At 35.5% G+C, this 24633-nt stretch carries 20 protein-coding genes; 7 read left to right on the top strand and 13 right to left on the bottom strand.

Going from position 1 to position 24633, the window contains the following annotated elements; genetic code table 11:
• Positions 1-77: 77 nt before the first annotated feature.
• The 5 genes from V7P73_RS12500 to V7P73_RS12520 all read right to left on the bottom strand — a co-directional run bounded on the left by V7P73_RS12500 (position 78) and on the right by V7P73_RS12520 (position 6170).
• On the bottom strand, positions 78-863 hold the full coding sequence (locus V7P73_RS12500; RefSeq protein WP_333854180.1) for a hypothetical protein: 786 nt from the start codon (positions 861-863) through the stop codon (positions 78-80).
• Positions 864-870: 7 nt separating this feature from the next.
• Entirely contained in the window at positions 871-2112 is a 1242-nt protein-coding gene (locus tag V7P73_RS12505; protein ID WP_333854182.1) for a site-specific integrase, read from the bottom strand.
• Positions 2109-2678 (bottom strand): helix-turn-helix transcriptional regulator, encoded by a 570-nt coding sequence (locus tag V7P73_RS12510; protein ID WP_333854184.1) that lies wholly within the window; start codon positions 2676-2678, stop codon positions 2109-2111. Before V7P73_RS12510 ends, V7P73_RS12505 begins: the two co-directional genes overlap by 4 nt.
• Positions 2679-2908: 230 nt before the next feature.
• Positions 2909-4798, bottom strand: coding sequence for a molecular chaperone DnaK (dnaK, locus tag V7P73_RS12515; RefSeq protein ID WP_333854186.1), 1890 nt, complete (start codon positions 4796-4798; stop codon positions 2909-2911).
• Positions 4799-4943: 145 nt separating this feature from the next.
• Positions 4944-6170 (bottom strand): M43 family zinc metalloprotease, encoded by a 1227-nt coding sequence (locus V7P73_RS12520; protein WP_333854188.1) that lies wholly within the window; start codon positions 6168-6170, stop codon positions 4944-4946.
• A 235-nt stretch (positions 6171-6405) separates the two neighbouring features.
• On the opposite strand from V7P73_RS12520, the gene ppk1 reads away from it, so the two are divergent.
• The 4 genes from ppk1 (at position 6406) to V7P73_RS12540 (ending at position 13813) form a co-directional block, all read left to right on the top strand.
• Positions 6406-8475: a polyphosphate kinase 1 gene (gene ppk1, locus V7P73_RS12525; protein WP_333854237.1), complete on the top strand. Its 2070-nt coding sequence runs from the start codon at positions 6406-6408 to the stop codon at positions 8473-8475.
• Positions 8476-8515: 40 nt separating this feature from the next.
• Positions 8516-9400 carry a Ppx/GppA phosphatase family protein gene (locus V7P73_RS12530; protein ID WP_333854190.1) on the top strand — a complete coding sequence of 295 codons (885 nt, stop codon included), beginning with the start codon at positions 8516-8518 and terminating at the stop codon, positions 9398-9400.
• Between the two features lie 189 nt (positions 9401-9589).
• Entirely contained in the window at positions 9590-12646 is a 3057-nt protein-coding gene (locus tag V7P73_RS12535) for a choice-of-anchor I family protein (protein ID WP_333854192.1), read from the top strand.
• Positions 12647-12793: 147 nt separating this feature from the next.
• Positions 12794-13813 carry an LLM class flavin-dependent oxidoreductase gene (locus V7P73_RS12540; RefSeq protein ID WP_089770847.1) on the top strand — a complete coding sequence of 340 codons (1020 nt, stop codon included), beginning with the start codon at positions 12794-12796 and terminating at the stop codon, positions 13811-13813.
• Between the two features lie 203 nt (positions 13814-14016).
• On the opposite strand, the gene V7P73_RS12545 is transcribed toward V7P73_RS12540, so the two are convergent.
• From V7P73_RS12545 to lpxB, 6 genes are all read right to left on the bottom strand, one after another.
• Positions 14017-14325 carry a hypothetical protein gene (locus tag V7P73_RS12545; protein ID WP_333854193.1) on the bottom strand — a complete coding sequence of 103 codons (309 nt, stop codon included), beginning with the start codon at positions 14323-14325 and terminating at the stop codon, positions 14017-14019.
• A 15-nt stretch (positions 14326-14340) separates the two neighbouring features.
• Positions 14341-15888 (bottom strand): flotillin family protein, encoded by a 1548-nt coding sequence (locus V7P73_RS12550; protein WP_442896971.1) that lies wholly within the window; start codon positions 15886-15888, stop codon positions 14341-14343.
• Between the two features lie 15 nt (positions 15889-15903).
• Complete coding sequence (locus tag V7P73_RS12555) at positions 15904-16470, bottom strand: NfeD family protein (RefSeq protein ID WP_333854197.1); 567 nt, start codon at positions 16468-16470, stop codon at positions 15904-15906.
• Between the two features lie 69 nt (positions 16471-16539).
• Positions 16540-18336 carry a ComEC/Rec2 family competence protein gene (locus V7P73_RS12560; protein WP_333854199.1) on the bottom strand — a complete coding sequence of 599 codons (1797 nt, stop codon included), beginning with the start codon at positions 18334-18336 and terminating at the stop codon, positions 16540-16542.
• Between the two features lie 87 nt (positions 18337-18423).
• Positions 18424-18879 (bottom strand): DUF1569 domain-containing protein, encoded by a 456-nt coding sequence (locus tag V7P73_RS12565; protein WP_333854201.1) that lies wholly within the window; start codon positions 18877-18879, stop codon positions 18424-18426.
• Positions 18880-18881: 2 nt separating this feature from the next.
• Entirely contained in the window at positions 18882-19985 is a 1104-nt protein-coding gene (gene lpxB, locus V7P73_RS12570) for a lipid-A-disaccharide synthase (RefSeq protein WP_333854203.1), read from the bottom strand.
• 261 nt (positions 19986-20246) lie between these two features.
• On the opposite strand from lpxB, the gene V7P73_RS12575 reads away from it, so the two are divergent.
• Both V7P73_RS12575 and V7P73_RS12580 read left to right on the top strand, forming a co-directional pair.
• Positions 20247-20747, top strand: coding sequence for a DUF2480 family protein (locus V7P73_RS12575; RefSeq protein WP_333854205.1), 501 nt, complete (start codon positions 20247-20249; stop codon positions 20745-20747).
• A gap of 61 nt (positions 20748-20808) precedes the next feature.
• Positions 20809-21462: a DUF937 domain-containing protein gene (locus V7P73_RS12580; RefSeq protein WP_333854207.1), complete on the top strand. Its 654-nt coding sequence runs from the start codon at positions 20809-20811 to the stop codon at positions 21460-21462.
• A gap of 30 nt (positions 21463-21492) precedes the next feature.
• On the opposite strand, the gene V7P73_RS12585 is transcribed toward V7P73_RS12580, so the two are convergent.
• Complete coding sequence (locus V7P73_RS12585) at positions 21493-21711, bottom strand: 30S ribosomal protein THX (protein WP_333854209.1); 219 nt, start codon at positions 21709-21711, stop codon at positions 21493-21495.
• 332 nt (positions 21712-22043) lie between these two features.
• Here V7P73_RS12585 and aspS point away from each other — a divergent pair, with 332 nt between their 5' ends.
• A complete protein-coding gene (aspS, locus tag V7P73_RS12590) occupies positions 22044-23798 on the top strand; it encodes an aspartate--tRNA ligase (protein ID WP_333854211.1) in 1755 nt (584 codons plus the stop codon).
• 34 nt (positions 23799-23832) lie between these two features.
• Here the strand turns inward: aspS and V7P73_RS12595 are convergent, their stop codons facing one another.
• Positions 23833-24561 (bottom strand): SDR family NAD(P)-dependent oxidoreductase, encoded by a 729-nt coding sequence (locus V7P73_RS12595; RefSeq protein ID WP_333854213.1) that lies wholly within the window; start codon positions 24559-24561, stop codon positions 23833-23835.
• Positions 24562-24633: the final 72 nt, after the last annotated feature.

Genomic DNA, 24633 nt, shown 5'->3' on the forward strand with positions numbered 1-24633 from the left:
AAAGTGATTACTCTGTGATCGCTATAAACACGCAATCACAGAGGAATCACTAAACATACACTTCATTTTGTGATTTTTTATGTTTTTTGGTAGTCTGTCAAGTCTTCTTGAATTTTGATATTGCCTTTTTGAGGTTCATCTTTCAAATGTGACTTGATACTATCTAAATCAATATCATCAAGCGAAACAAATACAGTTTTTAATAATTTTGAAATTTCTTCCTGTTTTATTGGTCTAAAATAATTCCAAATATTCCAACCGAAATGATAAAGGTCTAGATTAGTTAGCCCTTTGGTTTGGACAGAAATATCGTTAGAAATCCCTTCTTTTTTTGAGTATAAACTTACGGCATTACAGAGTGCATCAAGATCTTCATCTGTTACATATAATGCAAATTGATTCCGAGTGTAATCCAGAGCAATTTGTAGTTTTAAACTTTCATTCTGTTGCTTTTGCAGGAGTTGAGTTTTTCTTATAGATTCTAGATTTACGGATTCTGTAGTTTGATTCACAATGTTTTCCTCCGAATTTTCGACTAAATAGATTGCTGAATTTTCACCAGTTATTTGTTTTTGCTTCTCCCTTACATTCTCAGGATTTTTAGATGGAATAAAATCTCCAGTAGAAATTTCGGAACTGCCTTTTTTAGGAAAAACCTTTCTGAATAAAACAATTATCCCATCGAGAAATAAAATAATAAGTGCATAAAATAATATACTTAATGCCGTGATTGACCAAAATACAATATTTGCGGTATATTCGTCACCACCTTGTCCAAGAAAAGAAATTCTCGCTAACGCTCCCCCTATCACACATACTAATAGAACGGAAAGGTAGATGACAATATATTCGAAATATTTCAAGTGCATTTTATAAGTTTTTTAGTTGAATAGCGGTCGAAGCTTTATTTTTCTTTTCATCAACAACCTTTGCGTAAACCTGCGTAGTTTTTACATTCGTATGACCAAGCATTTTACTCACTGTATAAATATCAGTTCCACTCGAAAGTTGAAGCGTTGCAAAAGTGTGTCTAAAATTATGGAAAGTTATTTTTTTGTTAATTCCTGCACTTTCAATCCATTTCTTAAGTGGTCGGGAAATCCAAGCCGGATTAGTCAGATTTTTAAAAATCAAATCATTTGGAAGACCTACTTCACCACAAAGTTGTAATGCTTGTTTAGACATCGGCATATATTCTACACCTTTTGTCTTTTTTTGAGTAAAATTTATTTTTGCCTGATCGTTTTCAATACTTATTTCGTTCCACGTCAGTTTCTGAATATCGGAATGACGTAGACCTGTTAAAGCTGAAAAAAGTGCTGCTCGTTTAAGAACTTCAAGTTCGCACGGCGTTTCAACTAAAGTGTTAAGTTCATCAAGTGTTAAATATTCTCGTCTTGATTCCTCGTGCGGAATCGCTTTAATTTTAGCAGAAATATCAGTCGTAAAATATCCATCAATAAAAGCTTGTTTTAATGCAGCTTTGAATACAGAAAAATAAGTTGAAGCCGTATTTTGAGAAATAATCTCTTCCTTATTGCTGCCACTTTTTGCAGTCAACAAATATGATTTAAAGTGTTCACAGAATTTTGTATTGATCTGCGAAAACATAATTTTTTCGCCTCCAAAATCTTTTAGAAATTCTATCGAACGATACCAATTTATTTGAATAGATTCGGAATTGTTTTTATGTCTTTTATTAACCAGCAAATCAAAATATCGCACAAAATTCTCCTGCGATTTTTCTTTTTGTTCTACTTGAATTTTGTCGAGTTCGCTGTAAAGTTCAATATTGTCATATTCTCTCTGACGTAATTTACGCATAGAATCTGCATAGAACATTGTTTCCCGATCATTTTCGCTTTTGCAAACGATAATACCATTGTCATCTCTTTTAGGTTTATATGAAACGGATTCTTGGGTTGTTCTTGCAGGTCTTTTCTTATCAAAGTCTACGGTTGTGACGCTTCTGTTCAAATATTCCCGGATTCTTTGAACTTTATCTTTACCTTGAATCATCACAGGATAACTTTCCAAATAAATAAACCATTCTTTTCGGAATTCGGATTTTCGCAATCGTACGGTAACTTTGGTTTTTAATAACTCTTTCATTTTCCGTCAAAAATTTTATCAATTAAATTTTTAGGAACATACACGAAACTTCCAACTTTCTTTGTCGGAATTTTGTTTCTTTTAATCAGGTTTGTTACAGTTCCTGGATCAGCGTAGAATTTTGAACTAATCTCGGAAATTGTATAACAATTACCAACTTCAAAATTGGGTTTCTCAGGAATTTCCTTTGACTTATCCGGCATTTCAACTGCTGTAAACATTTGTTCTATATCAATTTTGCTTACACGAGTGAGTCGCTCTCCCAAATTGATGGCAGGTATTTTTTTACTTTTAATTAATCTATGAATCGTATTTTTTGAAATTCCAAAAAGCATTTCCGCTTCACTCACAGATATGTAAGGTCGTGTTTGCAATTCAGCAATTTTAGAAACTGAGTTTTCTAACAGTGTTTTCTTCGCTTCGATTTCTTTTGCCAATTGTTTTTGTCTTTTTCCCAACTTTTCCGAGCAATACTTACTGCAAAATCTGGTGGCAACTGTTTTTGCTTCAAATGGCTTCTGACAAAATTCACAAAGTTTCGGTATTTTAAGATTACTGAAGCCCATAATTCACTTTTTTAAAATTTAAAAATATGCATTAGTACATTTAAGACATAATAAGAACCACATTATCTGTTATTAAGATGCGGTACAAGTAAGATACAAAATTACAACAAAAATCGGTTAAAATCAACTATTAATAAAAAATACAAGAACAAAAAAAATCGCTGTAAACATTACATTTACAGCGATTTGCTAATTTATTCCGATCGATATTAATCGATGATAATTACTACTTACTTGACTTCTTCAAAATCTGCATCCTGAACATCTTCTGCTCCGTTTGCTTGACCTTGAGATTGTTGAGCTCCTGCATCAGCACCTTGACCTTGTGCATACATTTCTTCAGATGCTGCCATCCAAGCTGCGTCTAAAGCTTCGGTTTTAGCCTTTACATCATCTCCGTTCTTAGCTTCGAAAGCGGTTTTCAATTCTGCGTGAGCAGTTTCGATAGCTGCTTTTTTGTCTGCAGATAATTTGTCACCGAATTCTTTCAATTGCTTTTCAGTTTGGAAAATCAATCCGTCAGCTTTGTTGAAGATTTCAACTTCTTCTTTTCTCTTGTTATCAGCTGCAGAATTTTCCTGAGCTTCTTTTTTCATTCTCTCGATTTCCTCGTCAGAAAGTCCTGAAGAAGCTTGGATTTTGATAGATTGTTCTTTACCAGTCCCCTTATCTTTTGCAGAAACGCTCAAGATTCCGTTAGCATCGATATCGAAAGTTACTTCGATTTGAGGAACTCCTCTTGGTGCTGGTGGAATATCTGTCAAATCAAATTTACCAATCTCTTTGTTGTCATTAAACATTGGTCTTTCACCTTGTCCAACTCTGATGCTTACAGCAGGCTGGTTGTCAGAAGCTGTAGAGAATACTTCAGATTTTTTAGTTGGAATGGTTGTGTTTGCTTCAATTAATTTAGTGAAAACAGAACCCATTGTTTCGATACCTAAAGAAAGTGGCGTAACGTCTAACAAAAGTACGTCTGTAACGTCTCCTGTTAAAACCCCACCTTGGATAGCTGCACCAATTGCTACAACCTCATCTGGATTAACGCCTTTTGAAGGTTTTTTACCGAAGAATTTCTCAACTTCTTCCTGGATGATTGGGATTCTTGTAGAACCACCTACCAAGATTACTTCGTCAATATCTGAAGTAGATAAACCTGCATCTTTCAATGCTTTTGCAACAGGCTCCATAGATCTTCTTACTAGATCTGCAGATAATTGCTCGAATTTAGCTTTAGTTAAAGTCTTCACTAAGTGTTTAGGACCTGTAGCTGTAGCTGTAATATATGGAAGGTTGATTTCCGTTTGTGGAGAAGAAGATAATTCAATCTTAGCTTTTTCAGCAGCTTCTTTCAATCTTTGTAATGCGATTGCATCAGATTTTAAGTCAACACCTTCTTCAGCTTTGAACTCGTCTGCCATCCAGTTGATAATTACATCATCAAAGTCATCACCTCCTAAGTGCGTATCTCCGTTTGTAGACAATACTTCGAATACACCATCTCCCAAATCAAGGATAGAGATATCGAAAGTACCACCACCAAGGTCATACACAGCAATTTTTTGATCTTTGTGAGCTTTATCCAAACCGTAAGCTAATGCTGCAGCTGTAGGTTCATTGATGATTCTTTCTACTTTAAGACCTGCGATTTCACCAGCTTCTTTAGTAGCTTGTCTTTGAGCATCATTAAAATATGCAGGAACCGTGATTACCGCTCTTGTTACTTCCTGACCAAGATAATCTTCAGCAGTCTTCTTCATTTTCTGAAGGATCATCGCAGAAATTTCCTGTGGGGTATATTCTCTATCGTCGATTTTTACTTTTACTGTATCGTTTGGTCCAGCAACTACTTTGTACGGTACTCTAGAAACTTCATTAGCATCATCTTTAAAGTGGGTACCGATAAATCTTTTGATAGAATATACGGTCTTAGTAGGATTGGTTACTGCTTGTCTTTTTGCAGGATCTCCTACTTTTCTTTCGCCATCTTCGGTGAAGGCAACAATTGAAGGCGTGGTTCTTTTACCTTCAGCATTAGGAATTACAACAGGGTCTTTTCCCTCCATTACAGCAACACAAGAGTTGGTTGTACCTAAGTCAATTCCAATTATTTTACTCATTTTATATGTTATTTTTTGTTATTTATTAATTATTACAATCTGGAATTCTCAATATTTGTACCACGACATAAAAAGTGACAAATTGTCATTAATAAAAAAAACTCCGTGTGAGACGGAGTTTCATTTAAGTCAAATTTTAGTTAGTTTATTGTTTGATAAACTTCATTGACTTGATGAAGTTACCATTATCATAAGTTCTTACATAATAAGTTCCAGCTGGAAAACTTTTCACATCAATCTTGTCTGTTTCATTTTTGATGTTTGATTTTTTCACCAATCTTCCATCATTACCGAAAATCTCCACCTCATTAATTTTAACTAAAGGAGAAGCAATCGAAATATAATTAACAGCAGGATTTGGAAAAACATTGATAGAGTTTGATTTTTCTACATCATCAACAGCTAAAAGGGAACAAGCATTAGAATTTAACAAACTTGCTCTTGGGCCAGCCATAGTATTTTGTGTAATGGTTTTCTGATTGTTTGTGAACATTGCCATTTTGTTATCATTCACATAATCCATATAGTTCATAAACATAGAACCATTAGTAGTGGTTGTACACGCATATTGATTGGTAGGAAAAGTTGGCGCACCATAATAAGGCTCTTTCGTAGCAGGCGTATCTGCGCAACCATCATCTCCTAATGAAGTCCCACAAGAATTTTCTTCATCGCCCCAAATATGATTTAGTCCAAAATAATGTCCAATTTCATGCGTTGCAGTTCTTCCTTTATTATATGGAGAAACTACAGTTCCTGTAGTCCCAAAATATTTATAGCCGATAGCAAGTCCATCATCTGAACCGCCTGCATTATCGGGAAGGTAAGCCCATCCTAGGTAGCCTGTACTAATATTACCAACCCAGATATTAAGGTATTTTGTTGTATCCCAAGATAGTAATCCCGAAGATTTATAATAATTATCATCAAAATTAAACCCTGATGCAACAGATTTACGTTCAATACCTGTAGTAGCTGAGCCATCTGGTTTTTTTGTAGCTAAGCAAAATGCCAACTCCATATCGGCTGCAACACCTTGAAAGACTGTTGGAACAGCGGTACTGAAATCTGCATTCAATTTTCGAAAGTCATCATTTAACACTTTCATTTGAGAAGCAATTTGAGCATCGGAAATATTCATTGTGGCATTAGAATACAATACATGAACTACGACGGGTATTGTAATAACTCCTGCTTTTCTGTTGAGTTGAGATTTATTATTGACTAAAAAATCTTTCAAAGATTGCCTGTTTGCGGCAGCTTCCGGATTAGTCGCAAAAAATTCAGCCATCTTCTTACTTGTACCACAAGTTCTTTGTCCATAAGCACTCAAACTCAGAACACTTACTAATGTTAATAGAATTTTCTTCATATTTTTAAATTTTCAATAAAAGGGAAGCAAATGCATTATTTTTTTCAAAATAAGAATCCGATTTTATTAAAAATTTAAAATAAATTTATTTAAGCATTTATAGTAAAGTCTTTACACAGCATTTAAAATTTAATTGACATTCTCGAAACATTAATAATCCCATTAAGATTGTAGTTTTCGAACCCAAATTAATACAATGAATTTTAGTAATTTTGAGATAATCAAAAATCCGATAATGCCACAAGAATTTAATCCGCGCGATGTCACTTGGCTAGCATTTAACGCCAGAGTTTTACAGGAAGCGATGGACAAAAGTGTTCCGATACATCTCAGAATTCGTTTTTTAGGAATTTTTTCCAATAATTTGGATGAGTTTTTCCGTGTAAGAGTTGCAGGATTGAAACGTGCAATGGACTTTAAACAAAAGCTTGTTGCCGAATCTTTCTACGATGCGCCTTCCAAAATTCTTCAGAAAATCAACAAATTGGTTATTCATCAACAAGAAGATTTTGACAGAACATGGAAAGATGTGCAACGGGAAATGGCAAAGGAAAAAGTTTTTATCAAAGACCATAATCATCTGACAGCAGAACAAAAAGAATTTGTTGTCAAATATTTTGATGAAGAAGTGGAGTCTAACGTCATTCCGATTTTGCTTCATGACAACAAACCAATGCCTTATCTTCGGGAAAAAAGTCTCTTCATTGGTGTAGCGATGCGAAGAAAAGAATGGCAATACGAAAGTCAATATGCTTTTATCGAAGTTCCGGTGACTGCTAATGGAAGATTTGTTTTGTTACCAACGGAAGATAAAGAACAAAAGGATGTGATGCTTTTGGAAGATGTCATTATTTATAATCTTCCGTATATTTTCTCCTATTTTGGTTATGATGATTTTACAGCGCATTGTTTTAAAGTGACAAAAGATGCAGAATTTGACCTCGATAATGACATCAAAACAACCTTAGCAGATAAAATCGAAAAAGGAATTAAAAGCCGACGAAAAGGGAAACCTACACGTTTTGTATTCGATAAAGAGATTGATAAAGCTCTACTGGAATTCCTCATCAAGAAATTAAATTTAACAAAAAAGGATAGTATTATCCCAGGACAAAAGATTCATAACTTCAGACATTTTATGGATTTTCCTGATGTTTTTAAAGCTTATCAAAAACCTGTTGAAAGAACATCCTTCATCCACCCAGAATTTGCCAAGAAACAAAGAGTAACAGATGTCATCATCAAGAAAGATGTTTTACTGACTTTTCCTTACCATTCTTACGATTCTGTTATCGACTTATTGAGAGAATCTGCAATGGACCCAGATGTGAAATCAATCCAAATCACAGCTTACAGATTGGCATCGAGTTCCAAAATTGCGAATGCTTTGATTAATGCCGTTCGAAATGGTAAAGAAGTGACCGTAATGCTGGAGCTGAGAGCGAGATTCGATGAAGAGTCTAATCTTTTGTGGAAAGACAGATTCGAGCTAGAAGGCGTAAAAGTTCTTCTCGGAATTCCGAATAAAAAAGTTCACGCCAAATTGTGCATCATCAAGAAAAGAGTCAATAATAGAACGATTCAATATGGTTTTATCAGCACCGGAAATTTCAACGAGAAAACAGCAAAGATTTATGGAGACCATTTGCTAATGACTTCCAACAGAGCAATAATGGCCGACATTAATAAAGTTTTTCTTGCGCTTAACAAACCAAAAGTTGACCCGACTATCGCTTTGAAAAGTTGTAAAACCTTGATGGTTTGTCCGGTTTTTATGCGTGAAAAAATCATTGCTCACATTGATAAAGAAATAGAAGAGGCCAAAGCGGGCAGAAAAGCGGAAATGATTATCAAAGTTAATTCCTTAAGTGACAAGACTTTGATTTTGAAACTTTACGAAGCTGCACAAGCTGGCGTGAACACCAAAATGATTGTCCGAGGCATCTATTGTGCCGTGAATCAGAAAGAATTCAAGAAAAAAATCTATGCAATAAGTATTGTTGATGAATATCTGGAACACGCCCGAGTGATGTATTTCTATAACAAAGGTGCGGAAAATATGTACATCTCCTCTGCCGATTGGATGACCAGAAATTTGGATTACAGAATAGAAGCTGCGACACCAATCATGCAGAAAAACCTTAAAAAAGAACTGAAAGAACTTTTGGAAATTCAGCTTGAGGACAACGTAAAAGCCAGAATTCTTGACAAGAATATGCGAAACGAATACGTCGAAAGTGATAAAACAGACCCAAAAAGGTCACAAATAAAAACTTATAATTACCTGAAAGACCAGAAATATTAAGAATTTACTACATTTATGCTTTAAAATTCGTCACTAGAAAATGATAATCGCCGCTATAGACATAGGAAGTAATGCCGCAAGACTGCTCATCAATGAAGTAAAAGAGTCTAAAGGAAAAGTTGAATACACTAAACTGAATCTTCTGAGAATCCCTTTGCGACTAGGTTTTGATGTTTTCAGCAAAGGTGAAATTGGTGCGGAGAGAAAGCAGATGGCTATCAACACAATGAAGATTTTCAGCCAGTTGATGGCAATGTACAAAGTAGAACATTATCGTGCTTGTGCAACAAGTGCAATGCGTGATGCGAAAAATGGTCAGGAAATTATCGACATCGTCAAAGAAGAAGCCGACATCAATATAGAAATCATTTCAGGAGACGAAGAAGCGACGTTGATTTATGAAAACCACGTTGCAGAAGGACTGGACAAAAATTTTGCTTATTTATATATAGACGTAGGCGGCGGTTCTACGGAACTCACTTTTTATGAGAATAATAAAATGAAATATGAACATTCTTTCAACATCGGAACCATCAGATTACTGAATGGTTTGGTTTCTCAATCTGCCTGGGATGAGATGAAGGAAGAAATCAAAGATAAAATCAAAAGTAAAAAACCTGTCGTAGCAATCGGTTCAGGCGGGAACATCAACAAAATATTTTCTCTAAGCAAAACCAAAGACGGCAAACCAATGCCCGTTTCTGTCATCAAAAAATATCTGAAAGAGATGCAAAATCTGTCTGTGCAAGAACGGATGCAACTTTATCAGTTCCGCGAAGACCGTGCGGATGTGATTGTCCCTGCGCTTCAAATCTTCAACAACGTAATGAATTGGGCAGAGATTAAACATATCTATGTTCCGAAAATTTCTGTCGCAGATGGTTTGATTCATAATATTTACACATCAATTATCGACAAAAAATAAGGACGTCTAAATTGCAAAAAATTACATCTAGACTCAGTTATATTAATAATAATTCTGGATTAATTTTCATTTCAAATCTTCCCGAAAACACCCATTATCACAAACTTTATTAAATATTAATTAAAATTGATTTAAAGTACCCGAAGAGGATATTGTTTCATCTTTACGCAAATCTAAATAAAAGTAAAAATGAAAAACAACTACCTTTTGAAAGGTCTTTTGCCGATTGCTGCTATGTTCTTTAGTACAACTCAGGCACAAACATTAATTCATTACTGGAACTTCAACGATAGTACTTCTGTGGAAGCTATCACAAAACCTTCTACTTCTGCTGCGATGCAGAATGGTGTCATCAATGCGTTGCAAACAGGAACAGATGAGCCATTTACGTACATTGCATTTGCCAACGGAACGGGACAAAACTTCAATGTAAATAATCTGAATGCAAGAAACGGTGATGCTTCTGGAACGCATTTGAGATATAACTATCCAATCAACGGAAACATCCAATTTTCTTTACCAACTTCAGGTTATAATAATGTTGTGGTAAAATTCTCAACAAGAAGGTCTGGCTCTGGACCAGGAAATCAAGTTTGGACTTACTCTTTGGACGGAACGACTTTCCTTGAATATAAAACTGTTGTTTCAAAAGATGAAAATCCAGAGTTGATTACTTTTGATTTTTCAGGAATTGCAGGTGTTGCCAACAATCCCAATTTCAAACTTAAAGTTCAGTTCACTCAAGGTGCTGGAGGAATAGTCGGGAATAACAGATTTGACAATTTTTCAGTAGATGCTGATGTTATTGGAGGAACAGACACAACTGCTCCAACTGTAACTTATTCGCCTGCAAATAATGTTAACAATGCTTCTACAACTGTTCATCCTACAATCAAATTCAATGAGAATATAAGATTGATTGACAATTCTCCTATTACTTCTGCTAATGCTCAGAATCTTGTTGAATTAAAATTGAATAACGCCTCTGGAAATACGGTTCCATTCACAACAACATTTGCTGCTAATCAAATCACAGTGATTCCAACTGGTGGATTAATTCCTAATCAAGCTTATTATTTGGCTTTAAAACCAAATGTAATTGAAGACGAAAGTGACAACGCTGTTACAACTTCAACCTCATCAACTTTCACAACGGCGGGAACGAGTATTTCATTAGACAAAACTTTGATTAAAGTGGATGAAAATGCAGGAACTTTGGCATTCAAAATCAATGTAAATAATCCTTCTAATGCGACAGTTAATTTGTTAGCAAAACCAACTTTCGGAACTGCAGATAGCAATGATTATACATTTACCTCTGAGACAATTAATATCGTTCCTGGAACTTCAACTTATAATGTCAACATCCCAATCGTTGATGATGCTACATTAGAGCAGCAAGCAGAATATTTTGTTTTAAGTCTTGAAAATCCTGTTGGTACTACGATTTCGGGAGATACTTCTTCTACCATTTATATTATTGACAATGATAAACCTGCGCCAGCGCCATCAAACCAAATCACTTTAAATTACATCGGAAGTTTTGACCCTTCCAGTAATGGAAACAGCTCTACAGAGATTGTTGTTCACGACCCACAGACTCAAAGATTATTTACAATCAGTTCTTTGACAGATGTTTTCGATATCATCGATTTCTCAAATCCAACAACGCCGACTGTCATCAAAACAGTTGATATGAAACCTTACGGCGGAATCACAAGTATCGCTGTGAAAAATGGCATTCTTGCCGTTGCATCTCCTAATGGAACAGACGCTCAAAGCAATGGCTCTGTTGTTTTCTTTGATATTAATGGAAATTTCCAGAAACAATTAACGGTTGGTGTTTTGCCGGATATGGTAACTTTCACACCAGACGGGAACAAAGTAATGACCGCCAACGAGGGCGAGCCAAATGATGCTTACACGGTTGACCCAGAAGGTTCTATCAGTATTATTGATATCTCAGCAGGAGTTGCTAATATTTCCCAGTCCAATGTAACCACACTTTCTTTTGATGGTTACAATGCTCAGGAAGCAGCATTCATAGCCTCAGGCGGAAGAAAGGTTAAATCAACAAGTACATTAGCTCAGGATTTGGAACCAGAATATATTGCTATCAGCTCAGACAGCCAGAAAGCTTGGGTTTCTTGTCAGGAAAACAATGGAATTATCGAGGTTGACCTTACAACTAATGCTTTAGGAAACATCTGGGGATTAGGCAAAAAAGATATGAATCTGCCAGGAAATGGTTTTGACGCTTCTGACAATAACGGCGAAGTCCTGATTGCAAATTGGCCTGTAAAAGCTTACTATAATCCGGATGCGATGGCTTCTTTCAAAATCGGAAATACCAATTATCTGGTGACAGCTAACGAAGGTGATGAAAAAGATTTGGGAGGATTCAGCGAGAGAACAACTGTCGGAGCGAATGGTTATGTATTAAATCCAAATAATTTCCCGAACTCTTCAATCCTAAAAGCTTCCCACAACTTAGGAAGATTCAGAGTAACTAATGTGAACGGAAATAATGATTTAAATTCTAATTTTGAGGAAATCAATGCTTTGGGAGCAAGGTCTTTCTCTATCTTCAATGCTGATACGAAAGCGATTGTTTATGACAGTGGCGACCAATTTGAAAGATATATTGCAGCTAATCATCCTTTGATTTTCAATGCAGATAACGAAGCGAATGGAATCAAATCCAGAAGCCGAGCAAAAGGTCCAGAACCAGAAGGTGTGACATTAGCCAATATCAGTGGACAGACTTTCGCTTTCATCACTTTGGAAAGAACCGGTGGTGTAATGGTTTACAATGTAACTGACCCAAATAATGTAACATTTACAGATTACAAACATTCTAGAATGACATCAGCATTCGGCGGAGATAACGGTCCAGAAGGCATCACTTACATCGCGCCTGCAAACTCTGCAACAGGAAAAGGCTATGTGGTAGTCGCTAACGAAATAAGCGGCACTTTATCTATGTATGAGGTAGCACTTTCTCCCGAGTTGGCAACAGGTGATGTGAAAAACGAAAAAGCGACTTTCAACATCTTCCCAAATCCTGTGAACAAAGGAAACGTTCTTTATTTTAACAGAGCCCAAGGTTACGAGTTGTATGATATGTCTGGAAAGATGTTATCCAAAGAAAACAATGCTTTAACAATTGATACTTCCAAACTTTCTACAGGTGTTTATTTAGTAAAGACCTCGGAAGGTGATGTGAAGAGAGTTATTGTAAAATAATTTTTTTTCTTCTTTTTAATTTTTTTTAGCCTCAGATTTTTTTCTGGGGCTTTTAATTAGTTTAATGAATGACATTCATAATTACCCTACATCAATGCGAACCAAAATCGTAAACCCTAAATTTGTACTATAAAAAATGAGACTATTATGGAATTAGGAATAGGGATGTTCGGAGATGTTTCTCTAGACACCAAAACCGGAAAATATAGAGATGCAAGTGTAAAACTAAATGAGATTCTTGAGCAGGTAAAACTGATGGACCAAGTTGGTCTGGATGTTTTCGCAATGGGTGAGCATCACCGTGCAGATTATGCCGTGTCTTCTCCCGAAATCCTTTTGGCAGCTGCAGCAAGCATCACCAATAATATCAAACTAGCAAGTGGTGTAACGGTTCTAAGTTCTTCTGAACCTGTGAAAGTTTATGAAGATTTCTCTATGATTGATTTGATATCAAAAGGCAGAGCCGAAATCTTTGTTGGAAGAGGAAGTTTTATTGAGTCTTTTCCTTTGTATGGTTACGATTTGTCTGATTACAATCAATTGTTTGAAGAAAAATTGGACTTATTACTGAAAATCAATAACGAAGAAAATGTAAGCTGGAGCGGAATCTTAAGAAGACCAATGGAAAACCAAACAGTTTATCCAAGAGCTTTCAACAACGGTGTCTTACCGATTTGGATTGCTGTTGGCGGAACTCCGGAATCTGTTCTAAGAGCAGCGAAATTGGGATTACCATTAATTGTCGCAATCATTGGTGGAATGCCAAGACAATTCAAAAATCTCATCGAGTTTTATAAACAAGAATATCTGAGAGCAGGACACGACGAAAGCAAAATGCAGATTGCCATCCATTCCCATACTTTCGTGAGTGATGACCAGAAAGATATTGACCAATATTTCTTCAACTACAAATCTCAGATGGACAGAATCGGCAGAACCCGAGGATGGGCGCCATATACCAAAGAACAATACGAAGGCGGAAGAAGCAAAGACGGCGCATTGTTTATTGGAACAGCGAATGAAGTTGCGGACAAAATTAATGAAATGAAAGAACTATTTGGTTTGACAAGATTCATAGGACATATGGATGTGGGTGATCCAGCACACGATGTGATGATGAAATCAATCCAACTATTTGGTGACAAAATTGCGCCACAAGTAAGATAAAAAAAAGCCTCCTGAAAGTAATTTTTCAGGAGGTTTTTTTATTGATTTTAAAGTCAAAAAATTCCCTTTCTATAAGTCTGATGAACAGATGGTTTGCTGATGTGTTCAAAAACATACGTGTCTTTTCATTAAAACTCTCGTGTCTTTTAAACAAAATGCACGTTTGTTATAATTGATTAAGCTTTAAATTAATAATTACTTTTTCAATCTGTCAGATTTGATAAATTGTTTCCTGCAGACTCGACATAAATTTCATCAAAATCTATCGAATCCGATATGCTAATTCCACCTTCCGGTTTCAATTCTACATTATTATCAAGAAAAATTCTAAAATTAAAGTCGTCAATATTAGAAACTCCTTTTTCTTCATAATGCTTTTGGATAACTGTCTGGTACTTTTGATAATTATCATTTTTAATCAAATCTCCTCCAATCACTCCCATACTTTCATCGATAATAGTAAAGAATACTTCTCCTATTTGCTTTTCATCAATGTATAAATAACCTTTCATTTTTTAATATAAAAACTAAGAATGTCCAGCACCATCTTCTGCTTTTGGGGGTGTTTCTGTTTTCGCTTCTCTTACCTCAACAGTTTGTTTTTCATCTTTCCCTTTAAGATAAGAAGGCAAATCCAGCCCAGCCATATTGAACAAATCATTCAAAGGAGGAACGGTTTTCATCATTCCAGAAACGAAATTGGCAGTGGACGTATTTCCATCAGGATTGTTTCCGCTATCCCAAACCGTTACTTTATCAATCTTGATATTCTTAACCGCTTCAACCTGAGTCTTAACCAACTCCGGCAATTTCTCAATCAACAATAATTGGAATGCACTGTTGGTATCGCCGCCTGCAGCCTGAACCACTTTGTCGTAACCTTCCGCTTGCTTCGTCAGGATTTCGAATAAACCTTTTGCCTCTGCTTCCATTTTTGCAAAAATCGCATCGGCTTCACCTTTAGCCTGCAGTCTGATTTTCTCAGCTTCTGCCTGCGCATCGATGATGGCTTTTTGTTTTGCAATCTCTGCAGGAACCACGATGTTGGCTTGTTGTGTAGAACGCTCTCTTTCCGCTCTGGCAGTTTCCGCTTTTTGTTCCGCAACATAAGATTCTTCCAAAGCTTTTGCTGCCTGAACTTTCTCTGCAGCCGTCGCAATTCTCAAAGCTTCCGCTTCTTTTTCTCTTCTTTCTGCATCCGAATTGGCAATGGTAATTTTCGCCTCATTCTCTCCTTTTACCGCTAATGAGTTTGCTTCGGAAGTCGCGATACGCGCATCTCTTTCCGCTTCTGCCTTACCAATCGATTCATCTTTTCCTGCTGACGCAATACTGATTTCTCTGTCTTTTTGAGTAATCGCAATCTTCACGTCACGGTCTCTCTGAGTTTCCGCAATCTGAGTATCTTTTTCTCTGTCAGCAATCGCCTTTCCGGTTTCCCCGATTTTCGTTTGCTCTGCTACGGATATAATTGCTTCGTTAATCGCTTTCGCTGCTGCTTCTTTCCCAAGAGCCTCGATGTAGCCAGACTCGTCTCTGATATCAGTAACGTTAACGTTGATTAATTTCAAACCGATTTTCTTTAATTCGGTGTCAACGTTTTTAGAGATATTATCCAAAAACTTATCTCTGTCTGAGTTGATTTCCTCTATGGTCATTGTTGCAATTACCAAACGTAATTGACCAAACAAGATGTCTTTTGACAATTCCTGAATCTGTTCCGGAGACAATCCCAATAATCTCTCTGCTGCATTTCCCATAGAATCTGGTTCTGTAGAAATAGCAATCGTGAATCGACAAGGCACATCCACACGGATATTTTGACGAGAAAGTGCATTTGTTAAATTAGCCTCGATAGAAATTGGCTTCAAATCCAAATAAGCAAAATCCTGAATCACCGGCCAAACAAAAGCACCACCACCGTGGATACATTTGGCAGAGCTACCACCAGTCTTTCCATAAATTACCAAAATCTTGTCCGACGGACAACGTTTATAGCGCGAAATCAACGCCAAGAATGTTACAAATAATACGAATACCCCGACCAGAATCAGAATAAATGTTCCATTAATCATTTCCATATAATGCTATTAAATTTTTTCAACAATTAGTATTTTTTCCTCGATTCGGATAATCTTCACAAGATTTCCAGAAGGGATTTCTTCAGTTTCAGTTACCGCTAAAAGTTCGTGGTTACTTCCATTTAGTGAAACCTGGACTTTACCTTTCCCAGATTTTTGCTCAGGAATTCTCAAATAAACTTCGGCGGTTTTGCCAATCAGTTTATCAATATTGAAAGTATTATCTTCCGTTAATTTCAAAATCTGTTTGATGACAATAAAGAAAATTACCACAAACAAACAACCTACGATTGCGGCTAAAATGACAAGAAACATTTGGTTTTCGAAGCTATGATAAAAAGCAACGCCTGTCCAACCAAATCCCATTAAGAAGTTAATCAAATTCCTAAAAGAAAATAACTGAAATGGTCCGTGAACCGCATCCAAATCGCCGTCGAAATCAGCGTGCAAACCATCTGTAAAGTCGGTTCCGATAATTGTAAAAATCAATTGAACCAGGAAAATGAGACTGGCAATAATGGCAACCCACCAAAAGGATTGCTGTAAAGTACTCATACCAACAAAGAAATCCATCATAGTTTTTGTTTTTCCTAAAAATACATAATTCTTATGGAAAATACAAAACTTTATTTATAAAAACTATAATTACTTGAAATCATACTGCTTTCCTTCATAAACAAAAGCTTCTGAATCTACAGGAATATAATTGATTTTAAAATCCTTGATTCGTCTTGAAGTCAGATATGGGTTGATGACAAAATCCCGAATCTTGTCTTCATTTTTATTTTCTTTCATCCAAAAAACAACTTGATCTTTATCTTTTATGCTAATGATTTTCTCTTTATAAAAACCGTGAACAAGCATTTCTTCTTTATTATATTGATAAAGATTAAATGAAATTCTGACAACGAAAAATGTAAGAAGACAAAATCCAAACCTCAGCAGATTCTTCGGATTGAAAAAGTCTTTGATTAAGAATTTCAAGAAATAAATAACCAAAAGTAGAATACTTAATTCAAAAATATTGAGTGAAATATTTCTCGTCATCAACGATTCGAAGTTGGAAAACCAATGAATCAATTTTAAAATATACTCAACAAAAACATCAAAACCTTTGTAAATAACTGGAATATTACTGAATCCAAAAGCAATCAAAATAACTATTACCAAAGAGGAAACAATAATTAGTTCAGATAAAGGAATAATCAAAAGATTGGCAATAATCGAGACAAAAGAAAACTGATGAAAATAATAAATTGCCAAAGGCAAAGTCGCAATCTGCGCTGCAAAAGTCATTGCGGAGATTTCATAAAAGACCTTTTCAGCTTTGAACCTTGGCTTCCTAAACAGATTTTTAATTGGATTCGTCAACCACCAAATTCCCAAAACTGCAACATAACTCAACTGAAATCCAACATCAAACAATTGATTTGAATCAAAAATCAAAAGAATAAAAGCCGATAACGCCAAAGAATGCAACAAATCTGATTTCCGCTGCAACAAAACCATCATATAATAACACGTAATCATCAGGCAGCTTCGCATCACAGAGCTTCCATAATCTATAAAAATGGCGAATGTCCAAATCAAAAGAATACTCAGAACGATTGAAACTTTTCTGAACTTCACTGGAAGAATTTGATTAAAAATTAAAAGTGTGAGCCAGAAAATAATCACCATATGCGAACCAGAAATTGCTAAAAGATGGACCAAGCCGGTTTGATTAAAATCTTTAACTGTTTCTGCATCCATTTCGGTTCTATCGGCGAGAATGATTCCTTTTAGAAATTCCTGAATCTTCGGAGACAAAGAAGAATGATTGATTTGATTGAGAATATCCAGACGCTTTTGCTTGATTTTATCTTCAAAAAGAATTGATTTCTTTTCGGTTTTCAGAACATCATTTGGAAGGTAAGCCTGGAAATAAACATCTTGTCTTGCCAGATATTTTTTGTAATCAAACTGAAAATCGTTCTTGATTTCTTCAGGCTGATGAATGTAAACTTCGGCTTTGTAATAATGGATAAAATCTAAAGCCTCTACATCTTTTGGAATGCTGATAACAGTTTTGAAAGGAAAATTTTCTTTTTGTTTTAAATCCGAAACATCAAGAATTTCAACATAATATTTCCTGTTCTTTTCATTAGAATTGAGTTTCTTATCCAGTTCAAATATTATCGTTTCTTTTTCTTTCAGAATTGGTAATTTCTGTTGTTGAGAATTTTGAAAATGGACAAAGATTCCAATCGAGAAAAAGAAAAATCCTAAGAGATAATATTTAATCTTTTGAAAAAGAGCACTTCTAAAAAATATTGAAATCACGGAAATTCCTGAAAAGAATAAAAGAAAAAAAACTATAGTTTTATTCGGAGACAGAAATTCTTGAAAAAAAATTCCGGTAATAAAGCATATTAACAGAATTAATAAGGGTTGTTTTTTCATTGAAGTTCATTTCTGTTTTTGTGTGTTTTTTCTTCAGCTTTACCAATTAAGGAAGTTGAAATAACTAAAAATAAAGATAAGAAATATTTATTTCAAAATATCATCAATAATTTTCAAATGATGATTGGTGTGAAGAGCTAAAAATTTAAGTGTATTTTTTTTATCGAGGTCGCCGAGAAAAGGATGGATGATATAGGATTTCGAAGGAAGATTTTTCACCGCTTCCAATCTTTCTTTTGCTAGATCCAATAGCTTTTCAATACTTTCTTTACTCGGCGTTTCTAATGGGAAGAATTGCTTTGGAGATTTAATTTTTCCTCTCGGAATCAAGCCAAAATTGAGAAAAATAAACTTCTTGATACTGAATTTCGGTTTGTAGTTTTCTGGATTTGTGATTGTCAAACCTTTCAGACTTCCGTTCAGGATTAATAAAGAATGTTCTATATGCCAACCAACCGAAGCTTTGGAAACCTGTAAATTCTCTTTATCGATTTCTGGTAAAAGCGATTCTATTTTTCGAAGTTGATTCTGAATGTTTTCCATGATTATAAGTTTACAATAATTTCTGCAGCGTTTTGGCTGGCACCGCTTCCACCTAATTTTGTTCTTAGAACTTCGTAGTTATTCAAAACCTCCTCTCTTTTTTTTGTATTAAGGATTTTGTTAAGTTCTTCAACGAGATTTTTAGTATTCAGTTCGTTTTGAATTAATTCTGTTACGACTTCTTTGTCCATGATTAAGTTGACCAAAGAAATATATTTGATGTTCTTAATTAATCGTTTCCCAATTTCGTAAGAGATCCTGCTTCCTTTGTAGCAAACTACTTCCGGAATATTGAGCAAAGCGGTTTCCAGAGTTGCAGTTCCAGAAGTTACCAAAGCCGCTTTGGAACATCTCAGCAAATCATAAGTTCTGTTGGAAACAAAATGCACATCATCATCCACAAACTGCTTATAGAAATCTTTATCTAGACTTGGCGCACCAGCAATTACAAATTGATAGTCGGGAAAATCATTCCTTACCGATAACATCGATTCCAGCATTTTGGAGACTTCCTGCTTTCTGGAACCTGGCAAAAGTGCAATAATTTCTTTATCATTAAGATGATTCTCTTTTTTGAATTCCTGAATATCAATCGGGGGTAAACCTTCTATTGCATCTAATAATGGATGTCCAACAAAATGGGCTTCTACCTGATGTTTTTTGTAAAAATCTTTCTCGAAAGGAAGAATCACAAGCGTCTCATCCACATATTTTTTGATGGTTTCTACACGACCTTCTTTCCAAGCCCAAAGCTGAGGTGAAATATAATAAACCACTTTAATTCCCAATTCTTTGGCAAACTTTGCAATCCTCAAATTAAATCCTGGATAATCTACCAAAATCAAGACATCAGGTTTGTTTTCCAAAATATCTTTTTTACAGAATTTGATATTATTAAGGATAGTTTTTAAGTTTTGAACAACTTCCAAAAATCCCATAAAAGCTAAATCTCGGTAATGTTTGACCAGTGTTCCGCCTTGTTTCTGCATCAAATCGCCGCCCCAAAAACGAAAATCTGCGTTTTGGTCTTTCTGTTTTATGGCTTTCATCAAGTTGGAAGCGTGCAAATCGCCGGAAGCTTCTCCTGCTATTATGTAATATTTCAAGGTTTCTGGGTTTTAGATTTTGAAAGTCTTTTCGATAGATAAATCTAAAGAAGTTTTCCGTTCAAAATAATTAACTTTGAACAAAAATAAGTCATTTTGGTTTATTAGAATTGGGAAAGTTCTATTTGTCGGGAAAATTTGATTTTACAGACAAAATCCCTAGCCCCGATAGTAGCGGCATCCTTTTTCTTTTTTGCAAAAAAAGAAAAAGATATAGCGGATAGCGGGAAATAGCTCCTAAAAAATATTAGATTTTAGAAAATGGAAGAAATCGTAAATAAAGTTGCAAATAGCGGATTGGTGAATTTTGATATTTCTGACTTGGTTCCGAAAGGGAAACGTATGGGAATTGACATCAAGGATTTTCTTTGGGAAGGACAAATTTTGAGAGAAAAAGACTTCCGTGAGAAAATCAAAAATATTGATGACAAAATTTATAAAGATGCTTATGTTTATATCTATTGTTCTGAAGATGTGATAATTCCGCTTTGGGCTTATTTTCTGATTACTTCTAAAATTACAGATGTTGCAAAGAAAATCGTTTTTGGAAACCGAGAAGATCTAGAAGTTTTGCTGATGCATAATGCTATCCATACTTATGATTTTTCTGAAATGCGTGACAAACGTGTTTTGGTAAAAGGTTGTAGTGACGAGATGATCCCGAACAATGCTTATGTGGAATTGGTAGAGCAACTGAAACCGCTTGTGAAATCTCTGATGTTTGGGGAAGCGTGTAGCAATGTTCCGATATTTAAAAAATAATTTTTTTTAAAACTACATAAATCTTTTTATCTTTGATCTATCACAATATAAAACATAAATTATGAGTCTATTAGACCTTATCACGGGAAGCACTGGTAATCAAGTCGCTGAACAAGCTGAAAACAAATTCGGAATCAGCAAAAATCAAATCATTGCATTATTAGTTGTAGCTGCGCCTTTGGTGATTAGTTACTTGAAAAAGAAATCAGAAAATGCAGAAGAAGCAGACAAACTGAACGCAACGCTTGACAAACATCACGATGGAAGCATTCTTAACAATCCAGCTCAAGCATTAGAAAGAGAAGCTGAAGGCAACTCAATTCTTGACCACATTTTCGGTGGAAACAAAGCTAATGTAGAAAATCAATTATCTGCAAATACAGGAATTTCTATAGACAAAATAGGACCGGTTTTGGCAACTTTGGCGCCTGTTATTATGGGTTATATCGGTCAGCAAAAGCAAGCCAGCAATGTTAATTCCGGAGGCGGACTTGGAGACTTGTTAGGTGGGATTCTTGGCGGTTCTGCTCAGGAAGCTCAAGCATCGAACAATCCTTTGAGTGATATTCTTGGAAGCGTTATCGGAGGAGCAACTCAATCGTCCGGAGGCGGTTTGGGTGATATCTTGGGAGGTGTTCTTGGTGGTGGAAATCAGCAACAACAATCTCAACAAGGCGGACTTGGCGGTTTATTAGGAAACATTTTTGGAAAATAAATTTCATATGAAAAATATAAAAGCCGAAGGTTATTCTTCGGCTTTTTTTGTGCGTTTAACTTTTGGTTTTTCTTCAGTTTCTTCTGTTTTTTCAGCTTTTGGTTTCGCTGTTTTTGGTTTTGGTTCAGCTTTTACTTTGGTTGGTTTTTCTACAACTACTACAGATTTAGAAGTTTTTCTCGGTCTTGTTTTGCCGTAACTTCCACGTACTCTTTTCCCTCTGGTAGATTTTTTATCACCTTTTCCCATAATAATTAAGTATTTGATTATTACGAATTTATGAATTAATTTTTAATTAAACAATACTTTGGCGTATCCCTCGCCAACGCTTGTCATCCTGAGGCTCTCGAAGGGCCAATCACTCGGGTCGGGCTATCCGTCACTATCTTTTCCTGTTCAAAGAACAGAAAAAGGATATCCACTACTATCCCTTACGCGCTGCGCCAAGATTCAGTATTCGACATCAAAAAACCTTTCAACATCAATCAAAATTATTTCTCACAAAACCTTATCTTTGCACTCGGAAATTAGACTACTAAAAGTCTAATATCTAAAGTCTAACATCTAACATCTTAAAAAAAATGTTCCGTACACACACAAACGGCGAACTAACGCTGGCAAATCTAAATGAAAAAGTAACACTTTCCGGCTGGGTACAAACCATCCGTGACAAAGGTTTTATGATTTGGGTCGATTTGCGAGATCGTTACGGAATTACACAATTGGTTTTAGACGAAGAAAGAAGTTCAAAAGAATTATTGGAATCGGCTAAAAAATTAGGTCGCGAATTTGTGATTCAAGTTGAAGGAACTGTTATCGAACGTGCTTCCAAAAATCCAAAAATCCCAACTGGCGACATCGAAATTTTGGTTTCTGATTTAAAAATATTAAATGCTTCTGAACTTCCTCCTTTCACTATCGAAGACGAAACTGATGGCGGAGAAGAATTGAGAATGAAATACAGATATTTGGATATCAGAAGAAATCCTGTAAAAGACAAACTTATTTTCCGTCACAAAATGGCGCAGAAAGTCAGAAATTATCTTTCAGATTCAGGTTTCATTGAAGTTGAAACACCTGTTTTGATTAAATCTACTCCAGAAGGTGCAAGAGATTTCGTAGTTCCAAGCAGAATGAATCCTGGACAATTTTATGCATTGCCACAGTCGCCGCAGACTTTCAAACAATTATTGATGGTTGGCGGAATGGATAGATATTTCCAAATCGTGAAATGTTTCCGTGACGAAGATCTACGCGCCGACAGACAACCGGAATTCACACAAATAGATTGCGAAATGGCTTTCGTAGAGCAAGAAGACATTATGAATGTTTTCGAAGGAATGACCAAAACTTTACTAAAAGACATCACCGGAAAAGAGTTCGGAGATTTCCCAAGAATGACATTTGCCGATGCGATGCAGAAATACGGAAACGACAAACCGGACATCCGTTTCGGAATGGAATTCGTGGAAGTGAATGAATTAGTAAAAGGAAAAGATTTCAAAATATTTGATGATTCAGAATTGGTTGTTGGGATTAATGTTGAAGGCATTGCAGATTATACAAGAAAACAAATCGATGAATTGATTGATTGGGTAAAACGTCCACAAATCGGAGCAACTGGAATGGTTTGGATTAAATTCCAGAACGACGGTGCTCTAACTTCATCGGTTAACAAATTCTATTCTGAAGAAGATTTGAAAAAAATCGCTGAGAAATTCGGAGCAAAAGCTGGAGATTTAATGTTCTTAATGAGTGGAAATGCCGACAAAGTGAGAACACAGCTTTCAGCTTTGAGAATGGAATTAGGAAACCGTCTTGGATTAAGAAAAGGAAACGAATTTGCACCACTTTGGGTTGTAGATTTCCCGTTATTGGAATTTGATGAAGAAAGCGGAAGATACCACGCAATGCACCACCCATTCACCTCTCCGAAAACCGAAGACTTTAGTTTATTGGAAACTGACCCAGGTAAAGCAAGAGCCAATGCTTACGATTTGGTTCTTAACGGAAACGAAATCGGTGGTGGTTCGATCAGAATTTTTGATAAAGATTTACAATCCAAAATGTTTGATTTATTAGGTTTCTCAAAAGAAGAAGCTGAAGCTCAATTTGGATTCTTGATGAACGCTTTCAAATACGGAGCTCCGCCTCACGGAGGTCTGGCTTTCGGATTCGATAGATTGGTTGCAATCTTGGATGGAAACGAAGTGATCAGAGATTACATCGCATTCCCGAAAAACAATTCTGGAAGAGATGTGATGATTGATGCTCCGGCGCCTATTGCGGATGAGCAAATGAATGAGCTGGAACTGAAATTGAATTTAAAATCATAAATCAAAAGCGAGAAAAATTTCTCGCTTTTTTTATTTATGGCAGTTTCGCTACCAAAAATTCCGGAGACAATTTCAAAATCCAGTAGATAATTTTCCATTTCCAATTAGGAACGATTGTGAAAGAATTGCCAGCATTTATAATAAACTTTGCAACGTATTCCGGTTCCATTATCAAGTTTTTATTAAGTTCTAATCCAGCATTGATTTTGGTGTTGATATAACCGATAACCAAAACATTCACAGTAATTTTTCTTGAATTCAATTCCTGTCGAAGTCCAGCCAAATATTGTGTAAAAGCAGATTTTGTACTTCCATAAACAAAATTACTTTTACGACCTCGAACGCCTGAAAGCGATGATAAACCAATAATTCTTTCCAGATTTTTGTTCGACTGATCTGTTGCTACAATATTAAGAATAGAAACGGCTCCGATGTAATTCGTTTTCATCATTTCGAAAGTTCTATCAAAATTCTTCAAAGCTTCCTGATTCTCGACTAAAAATCCTGCAGCATAAACAACGATATTGGGTTTTACAGATAATTCATCATAGAAATTCTGATGCGAAGAAAAGTCGGTGGCATCGAAATATTTAATCTCTATTTTAGATTTATCCAGATGATTTTCATTAGCAAAATTATCAAGAGATTTTAGATTTCTGGAAGCTGCAATCACAGAATAGCCTTTACCAATGTAAAGTTTGATGGCTTGTTTCGCAACATCCGAATTAGCTCCGAGAATCAGAGCAGTTTTACTAGAATTCATTTTGTAAAAATAGATATTAGAATTTAGATTTTAGATATTAGTCCATTCTAAAATCCGTAAATTTGTAAGTAT

The sequence above is a fragment of the Epilithonimonas sp. genome (assembly GCF_036780765.1).
In the GTDB taxonomy this organism is placed as follows: domain Bacteria; phylum Bacteroidota; class Bacteroidia; order Flavobacteriales; family Weeksellaceae; genus Epilithonimonas.